General features: G+C 71.2%; 11 protein-coding genes. 6 read left to right on the forward strand and 5 right to left on the reverse strand.

Annotated elements, in window-relative coordinates; all coding sequences use genetic code 11:
* The first annotated feature begins 47 nt into the window (after positions 1-47).
* Together CEK65_RS19095 and CEK65_RS19100 are read left to right on the forward strand one after the other, a co-directional pair.
* On the forward strand, positions 48-905 hold the full coding sequence (locus CEK65_RS19095; protein ID WP_043094294.1) for a PA4780 family RIO1-like protein kinase: 858 nt from the start codon (positions 48-50) through the stop codon (positions 903-905).
* 269 nt (positions 906-1174) lie between these two features.
* A complete protein-coding gene (locus tag CEK65_RS19100) occupies positions 1175-2134 on the forward strand; it encodes an alpha/beta hydrolase (protein ID WP_152182671.1) in 960 nt (319 codons plus the stop codon).
* Positions 2135-2481: 347 nt separating this feature from the next.
* On the opposite strand, the gene mnmG is transcribed toward CEK65_RS19100, so the two are convergent.
* Complete coding sequence (gene mnmG, locus CEK65_RS19105) at positions 2482-4371, reverse strand: tRNA uridine-5-carboxymethylaminomethyl(34) synthesis enzyme MnmG (protein WP_152182672.1); 1890 nt, start codon at positions 4369-4371, stop codon at positions 2482-2484.
* Between the two features lie 509 nt (positions 4372-4880).
* Positions 4881-5405, reverse strand: coding sequence for a hypothetical protein (locus CEK65_RS19110; RefSeq protein ID WP_148827460.1), 525 nt, complete (start codon positions 5403-5405; stop codon positions 4881-4883).
* 164 nt (positions 5406-5569) lie between these two features.
* Here CEK65_RS19110 and CEK65_RS19115 point away from each other — a divergent pair, with 164 nt between their 5' ends.
* Positions 5570-6529, forward strand: coding sequence for a pyridoxal-phosphate dependent enzyme (locus CEK65_RS19115; RefSeq protein ID WP_043094300.1), 960 nt, complete (start codon positions 5570-5572; stop codon positions 6527-6529).
* Positions 6526-7128: a YdcF family protein gene (locus CEK65_RS19120; protein WP_152182673.1), complete on the forward strand. Its 603-nt coding sequence runs from the start codon at positions 6526-6528 to the stop codon at positions 7126-7128. The genes CEK65_RS19115 and CEK65_RS19120 overlap by 4 nt, the downstream gene beginning before the upstream one ends.
* Positions 7129-7580: 452 nt before the next feature.
* Here CEK65_RS19120 and CEK65_RS19125 read toward each other — a convergent pair whose 3' ends face one another.
* The gene (locus CEK65_RS19125; protein WP_226980646.1) at positions 7581-8330 is read right to left on the reverse strand and encodes an N-acetylmuramoyl-L-alanine amidase; all 750 of its coding nucleotides are present in this window, start codon (positions 8328-8330) and stop codon (positions 7581-7583) included.
* 482 nt (positions 8331-8812) lie between these two features.
* On the opposite strand from CEK65_RS19125, the gene CEK65_RS19130 reads away from it, so the two are divergent.
* A complete protein-coding gene (locus CEK65_RS19130; protein ID WP_152182675.1) occupies positions 8813-9241 on the forward strand; it encodes a ketosteroid isomerase-related protein in 429 nt (142 codons plus the stop codon).
* A 116-nt stretch (positions 9242-9357) separates the two neighbouring features.
* Complete coding sequence (locus CEK65_RS19135) at positions 9358-10872, forward strand: glycosyltransferase family 39 protein (RefSeq protein WP_152182676.1); 1515 nt, start codon at positions 9358-9360, stop codon at positions 10870-10872.
* Here CEK65_RS19135 and bioC read toward each other — a convergent pair.
* Together bioC and CEK65_RS19145 are read right to left on the reverse strand one after the other, a co-directional pair.
* Positions 10840-11730: a malonyl-ACP O-methyltransferase BioC gene (gene bioC / locus CEK65_RS19140; protein ID WP_152182677.1), complete on the reverse strand. Its 891-nt coding sequence runs from the start codon at positions 11728-11730 to the stop codon at positions 10840-10842. The two genes, CEK65_RS19135 and bioC, sit on opposite strands and share 33 nt — an antisense overlap.
* Positions 11731-11854: 124 nt before the next feature.
* The gene (locus CEK65_RS19145; RefSeq protein ID WP_148827452.1) at positions 11855-12637 is read right to left on the reverse strand and encodes an SDR family oxidoreductase; all 783 of its coding nucleotides are present in this window, start codon (positions 12635-12637) and stop codon (positions 11855-11857) included.
* Positions 12638-12851: the final 214 nt, after the last annotated feature.

Below are 12851 nucleotides of genomic sequence, written 5' to 3' on the forward strand. Positions count from 1 at the left end.
GCCTTGGGCCATAATCGCGGCGACTCACTCCAGGTACGCCGCACCCGATGAAGATTCCCCCGAGCCTGCAGCCGCTGATCGACGATGGCGTCATCGACGGCGTGCTGCGCCCGCTCAAGAGCGGCAAGGAGGCTGCGGTCTACGTAGTCCAGGCCGGCGACGACGTGCTCTGCGCCAAGGTCTACAAGGACATGGCGCAGCGCAGCTTCCAGGCGCGCGTGCAGTACCAGGAAGGGCGCAAGGTGCGCGGCAGCCGCCAGGCGCGGGCGATCGGCAAGGCCAGCAAGTTCGGCCGCCGCGAGCAGGAAGCCGCGTGGAAGGACACCGAGGCCAACACCCTGTACCAGCTGGTGGACGCCGGCGTGCACGTGCCGCAGCCGCGCGGCTACTTCCACGGCGTGCTGCTGATGGACCTGGTCACCGACGCCGACGGGCAGAGCGCGCCACGCCTGGGCGAGGTGGAACTGGAACCGGAGCAGGCGCGCGCCTTCCACACGCAGCTGGTCGGCGACGTGGTGAAGATGCTGTGCCTGGGCCTGGTGCACGGCGACCTGTCCGAATACAACGTGCTGGTCGCCGCCGATGGTCCGGTGGTGATCGACTTCCCGCAGGTGGTCAGCGCCGCCGGCAACAACGCCGCCCGCAGCATGCTGCTGCGCGACGTGCACAACCTGCGCGACTGCCTGGGCCGCTTCGCGCCCGAGCTCAACGCCACCCACTACGGCGAGGAGATGTGGGCGCTGTACGAGAAGGGCACGTTGCGCCCGGACAGCGTGCTCACCGGCCGCTTCACCTTCGACACCCGTCGCGCCGACGTGCGCGCGGTGCGCGCCTCGATCGAGGACGCGCGGCAGGAAGCCATCATCCGCCAGCAGGGCCGCGAAGCCGCCGCGCAGGACGACTGAGCCGCGTTCCGGCATGCGGCGCGCAAGTCCATGCTGCGCCGCAATGTGGCGGCACCGCGTGCGCGTCCGTCGCCAGCGCGTGCTCCAAGCTGCGCAATGCCTCGCCGCGCCTGCATTGCACGCGCATCCGTGCCATGACGATCGGCCGCCTGCCGCTGACCCGTCGGCTACCGCGCATCGGCGTTCCGGTTCGCTTATTTGCGGAAATGGTTATCGAGCATAACAATCCGCCCGACGCCGCTTGCGCAGCCGCCCCGGGAGGGCCACCCATGTATTTCGATCCAGACGTCGTGCGTTTCTTCGCCCAGGCCCAGCAGTCCGGGCAGCCGCCGATGGAGGAACTGCCCTTGCCCCAGGCGCGGGCGATGATGCGCGGCGTCGCCGCGCAATTCGGTTTCCCACGCGTGGAGATGGCCGAGGTCCGCGACCTGCAGGCGCCGGGTCCGGCCGCCCCGATTCCGCTGCGCCTGTACCGCCCGCACGGCCTCGACGCGGGCCCGGCGCCGACCTGCCTCTACGCGCATGGCGGCGGTGGCGTGGTCGGCGACCTCGATTCGCACGACGACGTGTGCCGGCAACTGGCCGCGCGCGCCGGTTGCCAGGTGCTGGCGGTGGACTACCGGCTGGCGCCCGAGCATCCGGCGCCGGCTGGCATCGAGGACGTGATCGCGGTGGTGCGCTGGGTGGCCGCGCACCCGGCCGAGGTCGGCGCCGATCCGCAGCGCCTGGCCATCGCCGGCGACAGCATGGGCGGCGCCCTGGCGGCGAGCGCCGCGCTGGGCGCGCGCGATGCCGGCATCGTCCTGCGCTGCCAGATCCTGATCTATCCGCTGACCAACCTGCGTGCGGACAATCCCTTCCCCTCGCGCGTGCACAACGCCGGCATCCCGCCGCTGACCGAGGCGGCGATGCGCTTCTTCGACCGTCAGTACCTGCCCGACCCGTCGCTGGGGTCGGACTGGCGCATCTCGCCGGTGGTCGCGCCGGACGTGGCCGGGGTCGCCCCGGCGCTGGTGGTGCTCGCCGACCGCGACGCGCTGCACGACGAAGGCCTGCACTACGCGCAGCGCCTGCGCGAGGCGGGTGTGGAAACCCTGGTGCGCGTCCACCCCGGCATGATCCACGGCTTCATCAACATGGGCAGCGTGATGCGCGTGGCCGGCGAAACCCTGGACCTGGCCGCGCTGCTGCTGCGCCAGCGGCTGCTGCCGGTGGCCACGCAGGAGTGAGTCCAACCCCAGTGCGTACCCCCTCCCGGCAATCGCCGCCGGCGCTGGCACGCGCTGCTTCGTCTGGAACCATGTGCCAGTCGCGCGGATGCGTCGGCTTCCGTAGTCAAAGCCCCTCTCCCCCCGGGAGAGGGGTTGGGGTGAGGGTCCGGGAGCGCAGCGCCGCCTCCGGACCTTAGTGCTCCATCCGTACCCTCATCCGCCCCTTCGGGGCACCTTCTCCCGAGGGGAGAAGGGAAAAACAAAGGAGCGGCTTCAGCCGCGACGGGGCATTGCCGACACGCCCAGGTCGCGGCTGAAGCCGCTCCTGCGTGGGGGGGCTGCGCGCGATGCGCGTTCGCGATCGATCACGCCACCCGGCTGCGGCGCGCGCGTTCCAGGTGCACCAGCAGCAGCGAGATCGCCGCCGGGGTCATGCCGGGGATGCGCTGCGCCTGGCCCACGGTCTGCGGGCGCACGCGCTCGAGCTTCTGCTGCACTTCGGCCGAAAGGCCGCGCACCTGCGCGTAGTCGAAGGCGGGCGGGATCGGGGTGTCCTCGTGGCGCTGCTGGCGGGCGATCTCGTCGCGCTGGCGGTCCAGGTAGCCGGCGTACTTGATGCCGATCTCCACCTGCTCCGCCACCTGCGCGTCGGCCACGCCCGGGCCCAGCGACGGCACCCGCATCAGCGCGGCGTAGTCCAGTTCCGGGCGCTTGATCAGGTCCAGCACGGTGGTCTCGCGGCTCACCGCCACGCCGAGCGTCGCCGCGACCTCGCGGCCCAGCGCGTTGCCCGGCGTGGCCCACAGCGCACGCAGGCGCTCGTTCTCGCGCGCCACTGCCTCCTGCTTGGCCTGAAAGCGCGCCCAGCGCGTTTCGTCGACGATGCCCAGGTCGTGGCCGATGCCGGTCAGGCGCGCGTCGGCGTTGTCCTCGCGCAGCTGCAGCCGGTACTCGGCGCGGCTGGTGAACATGCGGTACGGCTCGCTGGTGCCGTGGGTGATCAGGTCGTCGATCAGCACGCCGATGTAGGCCTGGTCGCGGCGCGGCGACCATGGTTCCAGCCCGCGCACCTGGCGCGCAGCGTTGAGGCCGGCGATCAGGCCCTGCGCGGCGGCTTCCTCGTAGCCGGTGGTGCCGTTGATCTGGCCGGCGAAGAACAGCCCGGGCATGGCCTTGGTCTCCAGCGAGGCCTTGAGCCCGCGCGGGTCGAAGAAGTCGTACTCGATGGCGTAGCCGGGGCGGGTGATGTGCGCGCGCTCGAAGCCGCGGATCGAGCGCACCAGCTCCAGCTGCACGTCGAACGGCAGCGAGGTGGAGATGCCGTTGGGGTAGATCTCGACCACGTCCAGGCCTTCCGGCTCGACGAAGATCTGATGGCTGGCCTTCTCGGCGAAGCGCACCACCTTGTCCTCGATCGAGGGGCAGTAGCGCGGGCCGATGCCTTCGATCTGGCCGGTGTACAGCGGCGAGCGGTCCATCGCGCCGCGGATGATGGCGTGGGTGCGCTCGGTGGTGTGGGTGATCCAGCACGAGACCTGGCGCGGATGCTGCGTCACCTCGCCCAGGAACGACATCACCGGCAGCGGATCGTCGCCGGGCTGTTCCTCCATCGCCGCGTAGTCCAGGCTGCGTCCGTCGATGCGCGGCGGGGTGCCGGTCTTGAGCCGGTCCACGCCGAAGCGGCCGTCGCGCAGCGCCTGCGCCAGCGCGGTGGCCGGCGGATCGCCGGCGCGGCCGCCGGCGTACTGGGTCTGGCCGATGTGGATCTTGCCGGCCAGGAAGGTGCCGGCGGTCAGCACCACCGCCGCGGCCTCGAAGCGCAGCCCGGTCTGGGTCAGCACGCCGCGCACGCGCTCGCCGTCCATCACCAGGTCGTCCACCGCGGCCTGGAACACGGTCAGGTTCGGCTGCGCCTCGACCAGGCGCCGGATCGCGCTGCGGTACAGGCTGCGGTCGGCCTGGCAGCGGGTCGCACGCACCGCCGGGCCCTTGGAGGCATTGAGGGTCCGCCACTGGATGCCGGCCAGATCCGCGGCGTGGGCCATCGCCCCGCCCAGCGCGTCGATCTCCTTGACCAGGTGGCCCTTGCCGATGCCACCGATCGCCGGGTTGCAGCTCATCGCCCCCACCGTCTCCACGTTGTGGGTCAGCAGCAGGGTGCGCGCGCCGGCACGCGCGGACGCCAGCGCCGCCTCGGTGCCGGCATGGCCGCCGCCGATCACGATCACGTCATGGCGGTAGAAGGAATCGCTCATCGGGGTCTCGTCGGCCGGCGCGGGGCCGGCGGCAGGGGGCGACACGGGACGTTGCTCGGGGTGTGAACAGGAATTTTAGCGGTTGCATCACAAATTGCGGATCCGGGCCTCAAGTTGGCACGCAATCTGCAGATATTCCTACTGCACCCAACGTGGCAATGCGTCAGGGGCGTATGACTGGAATTGGAACAGGGGCCAGTCACGCGCACGTTGGGGGAGCTGGGGGCCGGTAGTCGGGGGACTACCGGCCCTTTTTTATGCCCGTTTTTCGCCGACCGCCGGCGCCGCGCCAGCAATGGCAAGGCCCCAACGCGAAAAGCCCCGGCGGACCGGGGCTTTTCGTTGTGAGGCGCCGACGCCCGACAGGGCCGGAACAGGGGGGATCCAGATTTCCCTGTCGGACATCGACATAGACGGTGGGGTCGACCCCTTCGGGTCATAAAGCGACGCAGGCGGTCACCCCGTAGGACGTAGAGTGCGTGCTGGAACAGGCGAACGCAAGCCCTTTCTTAGGGTTCGAGTGTGCGACGTGTCCCATTGCTGCGACCCATATTGCCGGGGCGCGGCGCCGGCGGGCGCTGCATGCCCTCGGGCCGCTGCATCGCCGGCCGGGCCGGCTGCATCGATTGCGGCCGCGGTGCCGAATTGAGCGCGTCCGGACGCCGCAGGCGGTCCATGTCGCGCCACGGCGTCGGTACCCGACCACCCACGCTGGGCGGCGGCGGCGGCGGCGGCCGCGAGCCGCCGTCGTCCGGCCGCGGACGCGGTGGCGGGCGGTGGCGCGGGCCATCGTAGCCACGGTAGTAGTAATACGGCACGCCGTACCCGTAGTAGCCGTAATAGGACGGGCCGTAACCGTAGTAGGGCACCGCGCCGTAGGGCGAGTAGTACTCGGAGTAGCCGGCCGGATAGCGGTATTCGACCGACGGGGCGCCACGGTAGTAGCCACCCTCGCCGCCTCCGGCGTAATCGTAGGTGGCGCAGCCGCCCAGTGCGGCCAGCAGTCCAGCGGCGCAGATCAGGCGCAGTTTCATGGCGTTTGCCCTCCAGCAGACTGGCTGACAGGTTCGGTCCGTGGCATTGAATCCCCCCTTAACTTCATCGGCTGCACTTGAACGCTTAAGTTGCGCGCAACGACGGCGAACCGGCGCGGGTCGCGGGCGCTGCACGTTGGCGACGATACGCTACCCTTTCGCGCATGGTCTCACGTTTTCTGCCCGAGTTCGGCGACGTCCTGGCGGCCGCCGCACGCATTGCCGCGCACGCGCGGCCGACCCCGGTGCTGCGTTCGCGGGCGCTGGATGCCGCCACCGGCGCGCAGCTGTACTTCAAGGCCGAACACCTGCAGCGCGGCGGCGCGTTCAAGTTCCGCGGCGCCTGCAACGCGGTGTGGGCGCTGGACCCGGCGCAGGCGGCCTGCGGGGTGGTCACCCATTCCTCCGGCAACCATGGCGCGGCCCTGGCCCTGGCCGCGCGCACCCGCGGCATCGGCTGCCATGTGGTGGTGCCGGAGGGGGCGGTCGCCGTCAAGCTCGCCAACATCGCCCGCCACGGCGCCACGCTGTGGCGTTGCGCGCCCAGCATCGCCGCGCGCGAGGCGCTGTGCGCGCAAGTGCAGCGCGATACCGGCGCGACCCTGGTGCATCCCTATGCCGATCCGGCGGTGATCGCCGGGCAGGGCACCGCGGCGCTGGAACTGTTGGACGCCAGTGGCGGGCTGGACCTGCTGGTGGTGCCGGTCGGCGGCGGCGGCCTGGCCGCGGGCAGCCGCCTGGCGCTGTCGGCGCGGGCGCCGCAGGCGCAGCTGCTGCTGGCCGAGCCGGCTGGCGCCGCCGACACTGCGCGCTCGCTGGCCGCCGGCGAGCGCCGCCTGGACATGGTCCCGGACACGCTCTGTGACGGCCTGCGCGGCACCCTCGGCGAACCCAACTTCGCCCTGCTGCACGGCCAGGCCGAGGTGCTGGTGGTGGAGGACGCGGCGACCGTGGCGGCGATGCGGCTGCTGTGGCAGGTGCTCAAGCAGGTGGTGGAGCCGTCCTCGGCGATCGCCCTGGCGGCGGTGCTGGCACAGCCGGCGCGTTTCGCCGGGCGCCGCGTCGGGGTGATCCTGTCCGGCGGCAACGTCGACCTGGACGCCTTGCCGTGGGGCGCGGCATGAGTGCGCGGGGCGGCTTCCGCTGGCTGCGCTGGCTGCTGCGCCTGGCGGCGCTGCTGGGGCTGTGGCTGCTGGGCGTGGCGATCTACATCGTCTGGGTCGGCGACCGCGACCAGGCGGCGCCGGCCGACGCGATCATCGTGCTCGGCGCCGCGGCCTACGACGCCAAGCCCTCGCCGGTGTTCGAAGAGCGCATCCGTCATGGCCTTGACCTGTACCAGCGCGGCTACGCGCCGACCCTGATCTTCACCGGCGGCTTCGGCAACGGCGCGCGCTTCGCCGAGTCGCAGGTGGCCCGGCGCTACGCGCTGCGCCACGACGTGCCGGCCGACGCGATCCTGATCGAGACGGTGTCGCGCACCACCCGGCAGAACCTGATCGAGGCGCGGCGGCTGATGCGCGAACACGGCCTGCACCGGGTGATCGTGGTCAGCGATCCGCTGCACATGGCACGGGCGCTGCGGCTGTGCCAGGAACTGCAGATCGACGCCCTGGCGTCGTCGACCCCGAGCAGCCGTTTCCGCAGCTTCCAGACCCGCTGGCGCTTCCTGCTGCAGGAGCTGTACTTCTTCCATCGCGACCTGGTGGTCCCCGGCGCCTGAACCTGCGGGGTGCGGTACGCAACGGCGCATTCCCTGGCGCCGGCCGCTGCCGAGCGCACCCGGATCAATCGCCACCGCAACGTTCGCGTACACGAAGTGATGGCGAGGCCGGCGCGCGGCCCATGCGGGCCGCGCACGTCATGCAGCCGCGCCATGGCCTGCATCTGGCCGGGCGCGATCACGGCCGTGCAAGGGCGCACATCGCGGAGCAGGGCCGCTGTGCGTCTCGGCGGACGAGCAGGGATCCCGGCGGAGATCGAGGGTGAATCCGTCGAACCAGCGGCGATGCCGGGTCGAGGCCGCTGCAGGCGACGACGCTACAGCAGCGCTCCCGTCACGACCTGACGGTCATCGGCGTGCAGGCGCTTCGTTGGATCGCGGTCGTCGCACGCGCGCGGTTCCTGCATGTCTTGGCGTTGCGCGCGCCGACCCGCGGATGCGAGCCCGCGCGCTCACCATGCCGGGTCGACGTACTGGACGACCAGGGCGTTGGCGATGCTCTCGGTTTCAGCGTCGATGATGCCGCTGGTCTTGCGTGGCCTGAAGTGCATCTGGAACGCGGCGACGACGCGTTGCAGTTGTCCGCTCCAACGCCCGTCGACACTCACCTCGTTGTACCCATAACGCTTGAGCGCCCGCTGCAGCGCGAGTACATCGCCGGGCGCATTGGGATCGCGCCCGGCCAGGTAGCGGCGCACGTTCGCCTGGTCCGGCCATGCGCCGATGCCGTGCCGGGCGAGCATTTCCCAGGGGAACAGCGGACCTGGATCGTACTTGCGCAGGGGCGCCACGTCGCTGTGGCCGAGCACGTTCTGCGGTGCGATGCCATAGCGGGTGATGAGGTCGTTGAGCAGCGGCACCAGCGCGGCGACTTGCTCCGGCGCGAAGGCGTACCACTGCCGATTGCCGGCCTTGCCCTGTGCAAAGCCGAGATTGACGATCTCCACACCGATGGACGTATCGTTCAGATTGCTGCGGCCATTCCAGGCGCTCACGCCAGCGTGCCACGCCCGTTTCTGTTCGGCCACCAGTTGCAGGACGACCGGCTTTCCATCCACCAGCGCCGGGCGCGCCGGCACCAGGTAATGGGCGCTGACATCCGGGCCTGACAGCACCTTCAGTGAACGGGCGTCATTGAGCGCGGTGTAATGCAGGATGAGGAAACGGACGCGTTCGTTTTGCGCCAGGGAGGGCGTTTGCACCGATACGTCGTAACTGCCGCGGTCCAGGAGTGTCGGGGGCGATGGTGCCGCAGTGGCTGGAGTCTGGGGCGGTGAGCGGACAGACGAGCAGCCAGCGAGCAGCAGCGACAGCGACAGGACCACAGTGCGAGACATGCACACTCCTCCGATTGGTTGCGCAGCGCCGGGTGTGTCGACTGCGAGGGATGTGCAAGCGAGTTTGCCGTCGCATCGGAGGCGCTCCCATGGGGCGGCGCCCAAAACAGGCGCGCACTGCGCGGCCGATGGAGCGCGCCCACGCAGCGCGCGCGCAGCCTTGGTGCCCCCGTGGCAGTGCCGTCCCGAGTCGCGAAAGATCGCGGGCCTGGCGCACTGTGTCCGACCCAGTTGGCGCTTGCGGCTGCAGAAGGTCCAGTGCCTCCATCGCCGCCGCCGGTGGCTGCCCGCCGCAGGGCTGTGCCGCGCCGTATGATGGGTCTTTCCACGGCCCGAGGGAGGCAGCCATGAGCAACCACGGAGTTCCTGCGCAGGACCAGGCCATCGCCCTGGTGCATGCCTATTACGCGGCGTTCAACCGCGGCGACTGGGACGGCATGCTGGGCATGCTCACCGACGATGTCGCCCACGATCTCAACCAGGGCGCGCGCGAGACCGGCAAGGAGGTCTTCGCCGCCTTCCTGCAGCGCATGAACGCCAGCTACCGCGAGCAGTTGCACGACATCGTGGTGCTGGCCGCGCAGGACGGCGGCCGTGCCGCCGCCGAGTACGTGGTGCATGGCGAATACCACCACACCGACACCGGCCTGCCGGAGGCGCGCGGCCAGCGCTACGTGCTGCCGGGCGGGGCGTTCTTCGACATCCGCGACGGCAGGATCGCCCGGGTGAGCAACTACTACAACCTGGAAGACTGGATCGCGCAGGTCTCCGCCTGAGCCACGCGCCGGCCTGAGGCCGGCGCGTTCGCGCTGTCGCAAAACTGTCCGCCGGCCGTCATCTGCGGCCGCAGGCGCGGTGACTAAGGTCGCCGCGTCGACCGAGAGGACTGCCGATGCGTGCGCTGCTTCGTTCCCCGGCCGTCGCTGTGGCGCTGCTGGCCTGCACCCTCGCGCTGGCCCTGCTCGGCGCCCGCGGCATCTGGGATGCCGACGAGGGCCGTTACTCCAATGTCGCGCTGAACATGCTGCACAGCGGCGACTGGCTCACGCCCCGGCGCAGCGAGGACGTGGCGCACTGGACCAAGCCGCCGTTGACCTACTGGGCGATCGCCGCCAGCGTCGCCGCGTTCGGGCCGTCGCCCTGGGCGGCGCGGTTGCCATCGGCGCTGTCCTACCTGCTGTGCGTGCTGCTGGTGTGGCGCCTGGCCGCGCGGCTGTTTCCCGAACGCCCTGAGCTGCCGGCGCAGGCGGCGCTGCTGTACGCGACCATGCTGGCCCCGTTCGGCGCGGCGCAATGGATTTCCACCGACTTCCTGCTCGCCGCCTGCGAGACCCTGGCGGTGTGGGCCTTCGTCGAAGCGCGGGCGCATCCGCCCGGACAGGGCAAGCGCTGGATCGCGGCGATGTGGGCCGGCTTCGCCCTGGCGTTCATGACCAAGGGCCCGCCTGGCCTGCTGCCGCTGCCGGCGCTGCTGCTGTTCAACGCGGTGACGCCCGGGCCGCCGCGGCGTGCGCTGCAGCTCTCCGGCATCGTCCTGTTCGTGGTGCTGGCGCTGCCCTGGTACCTGGCGGTGATCCACGGCCATCCGGGATTGCTGCAGTACTTCGTTGGTGACGAGGTGGTCAAGCGCGTGGCAAGCGATGCGTTCGGGCGCAACGCGCAGTGGTACGGCTGGGCGGTGGCGTATGCGCCGATCCTGGTCCTGGGCACGCTGCCGTGGACGCCGGCGCTGGCGCGTTGGGCCTGGCAATTGCCGCGGCAACTGCGGCAGTGGTGGCGCGATCCGGCGTTGCGCCTGCAGCAGGCCGCGCCGCTGCTGCTGACCTTGTGGCTGCTGCTGCCGCTGCTGGTGCTGTGCCTGTCGCGCTCGCGGTTGCCGCTGTACGTGCTGCCGCTGTTCGTGCCGCTGGCGTTGCTGGCGGCGTGGCAACGCGCGCAGGAGGGCCGGGCGCCGTGGCGCTGGCCGTGGCTGCTGGGCTGGTGCGGATTGCTGCTGGCGCTCGAACTGGCCGTGGCGCTGCTGCCCACGCACAAGGATGCCGGCGCCTGGGCGCAGGCGATCGCGCAGCGTGCCGATGCGCCGGTGCGCGAGGTGGTGTTCGTCGAGGACATGGCGCGCTACGGCCTGCGCCTGGAACTGGGCGCGCAGGTACGCAAGATCCGCCTGGACCCAGTGCGCGACGCGCCGCGTTTCGGTCCCGAATACGACGCCGATCTGCTCACGGTGTTGCGGCAACCGCGCGCCGGGCGGGTGTGGGTGTGCAAGCAGGAGGCCTGGCCGCAGGTCGCCGCGCGCATCGCCGCGCAGGGCGCACAGGCGCAAGCGTTGGGGATGCCCTACCAGGGTCGGGTGCTGTTCCGGGTGCTGCCTGGCTCAGTCGCCGCGGCGGCGGATCGGGATCGCTGACAGCGGCACCGCGGCGATCTCGCCGCCGCCCTCGCGGATCGGCGCGCCCGGCGGCGGCGCCCAGGCGTGCGCGTAGATCACTTCCCACGTGCTGGGCAGGGTGCCGTCGGCGCCGCGCAGCGGCTCGTAGGCGGCGCTGGCGGCGGCGAAGCGGCCGCGGCCGGTGAGGGTGTGGCGGCGCGCCTGCAGCGCGTTGGTGGCGCCGATCGCGCGCAGTTCGCGCATCAGCGCGGCAAGGTCCGGATAGGTCAGGTTGAACACGTCGCGGTCCAGCACCGGATCGCGGAAGCCCGACAGCATCAGCGCATCGCCGAACTGCGCGATCGGCGCGAAGCGGCTCACGTGCGGCGTGGTCCGGTCGGCCTGGGCGAAGGCCTCGCGCAGTTCGATCAGGGTGTCCGGGCCGAAGCTGGAACACAGCAGCAGGCCGCCGGGGCGCAGCACGCGGCGGAATCCGGCGATCACCGCCGGCAGGTCCTCGACCCACTGCAGGCACAGATTGCTGAAGATCACATCGACGCTGTGCTCGGCCAGCGGCAGCGCGCGCGCATCGGCGCAGACGCGGCCGAACGGCTTCCACCAACCGGCCTGGCGCTTGGCCTGCTGCAGCATCGGCAGCGCCTGGTCGAGCGCGATCACCTGTGCGCGTGGCCAGCGCTTCTTCATCGCCGCGGCGGCATGCGCCGGACCGCTGCCCACGTCCAGCACCACCTGCGGGACGCGGTCGCCGAGGTAGTCCAGCGATTCCAGCAAGCGCCCCTGCACCTCGCGCTGCAGCGCCGCGGCGGCATCGTAACTGGCGGCGGCACGCGCGAACGCGCGGCGGATGTGCTGGGAGTCGAAAGCGGAAGGATCCATCCGCGCATTATCGCCGCCCGCGTCGCGCCGCGGCCAGCGGTGGCGCCCGCATCACCGCGTTCTACGCACGCGCGGCGCATCTCGGCTTACCAATCCCCACTCCCGAATCCCCAATCCCGGCTCTTCAGAACGTCCCCGGATAGCTGCCGCCATCCAGCAGCAGGTTCTGCCCGCTCAGGTAGCCGGCCTGCGCGCTGCACAGGAAGGCGCAGGCCGCACCAAATTCTTCCGCGGTGCCGAAGCGCCCGGCCGGAATCTGCCGGCGCTTGCGTTCGGCCAGGTCGGCGGGGTCGATGCCCTCGCGCTGCGCGGCGTGGGCGATGTTGCCGCGCAGCCGGTCGGTGTCGAACTGCCCGGGCAGCAGGTTGTTGATGGTCACGTTGTGCGCCACCGTGCGCCGCGCCAGCCCGGCGACGAAGCCGGTAAGGCCCGCCCGCGCGCCGTTGGACAGGCCCAGGCTGTCGATCGGTGCCTTCACCGCGGCCGAGGTGATGTTGACGATGCGGCCGAAGCCGCGCGCCTGCATCGCATCGACGGTGGCGCGGATCAGCGCGATCGGCGCCAGCATGTTGGCGTCGAGCGCGCGCAGCCAGTCCTCGCGTTCCCAGTCGCGGAAATCGCCGGGCGGCGGTCCGCCGGCGTTGTTGATCAGGATGTCGACCTGCGGGCAGGCGGCCAGTGCAGCGGCACGTCCGGCCTCGGTGGCGATGTCCGCCGCCACCGCGACCACCTCGCCACCACCGTCGAGCGCGCGCAGCTGCGCCGCGGCCGCCTCCAGCGCGGCCTGGCCGCGTGCCACGATCGCTACGTGCACCCCTTCGCGGGCCAGCGCCTGCGCGCAGCCCAGTCCCAGCCCCTTGCTCGCGGCGCAGACCAGCGCCCACTTGCCGGCGATTCCCAGGTCCATGCTTGCGCTCTCGTTCGAAGGAACCGCGATGATCGGACATCGGCGCGGTGGCGGCCAGCGTCGCTCCGCGACGTTGAGGACACTGAGCACGCACGGCAGGTGCAGGAGCGGCTTCGCTGCGCAGCGTTTTGCTGCCTGCGTCGCGACTGAAGTCGCTCCCACAGGGGGGGCGGAATCCTTGTGGGAGGGACTTCAGGGCACCTCTAAAAACCCC

Source organism: Xanthomonas sp. LMG 12459 (assembly GCF_009192905.1).
In the GTDB taxonomy this organism is placed as follows: Bacteria; Pseudomonadota; Gammaproteobacteria; order Xanthomonadales; family Xanthomonadaceae; genus Xanthomonas_A; species Xanthomonas_A sontii.

Coding starts and splice junctions, on each gene's coding strand:
- CEK65_RS19145 (WP_148827452.1), bottom strand. CDS start 12,637: ATGGACCTGGGAATCGCCGGCAAGTGGGCGCTGGTCTGCGCCGCGAGC.
- CEK65_RS19135 (WP_152182676.1), top strand. CDS start 9,358: ATGCGTGCGCTGCTTCGTTCCCCGGCCGTCGCTGTGGCGCTGCTGGCC.
- bioC (WP_152182677.1), bottom strand. CDS start 11,730: ATGGATCCTTCCGCTTTCGACTCCCAGCACATCCGCCGCGCGTTCGCG.
- mnmG (WP_152182672.1), bottom strand. CDS start 4,371: ATGAGCGATTCCTTCTACCGCCATGACGTGATCGTGATCGGCGGCGGC.
- CEK65_RS19130 (WP_152182675.1), top strand. CDS start 8,813: ATGAGCAACCACGGAGTTCCTGCGCAGGACCAGGCCATCGCCCTGGTG.
- CEK65_RS19120 (WP_152182673.1), top strand. CDS start 6,526: ATGAGTGCGCGGGGCGGCTTCCGCTGGCTGCGCTGGCTGCTGCGCCTG.
- CEK65_RS19095 (WP_043094294.1), top strand. CDS start 48: ATGAAGATTCCCCCGAGCCTGCAGCCGCTGATCGACGATGGCGTCATC.
- CEK65_RS19110 (WP_148827460.1), bottom strand. CDS start 5,405: ATGAAACTGCGCCTGATCTGCGCCGCTGGACTGCTGGCCGCACTGGGC.
- CEK65_RS19115 (WP_043094300.1), top strand. CDS start 5,570: ATGGTCTCACGTTTTCTGCCCGAGTTCGGCGACGTCCTGGCGGCCGCC.
- CEK65_RS19100 (WP_152182671.1), top strand. CDS start 1,175: ATGTATTTCGATCCAGACGTCGTGCGTTTCTTCGCCCAGGCCCAGCAG.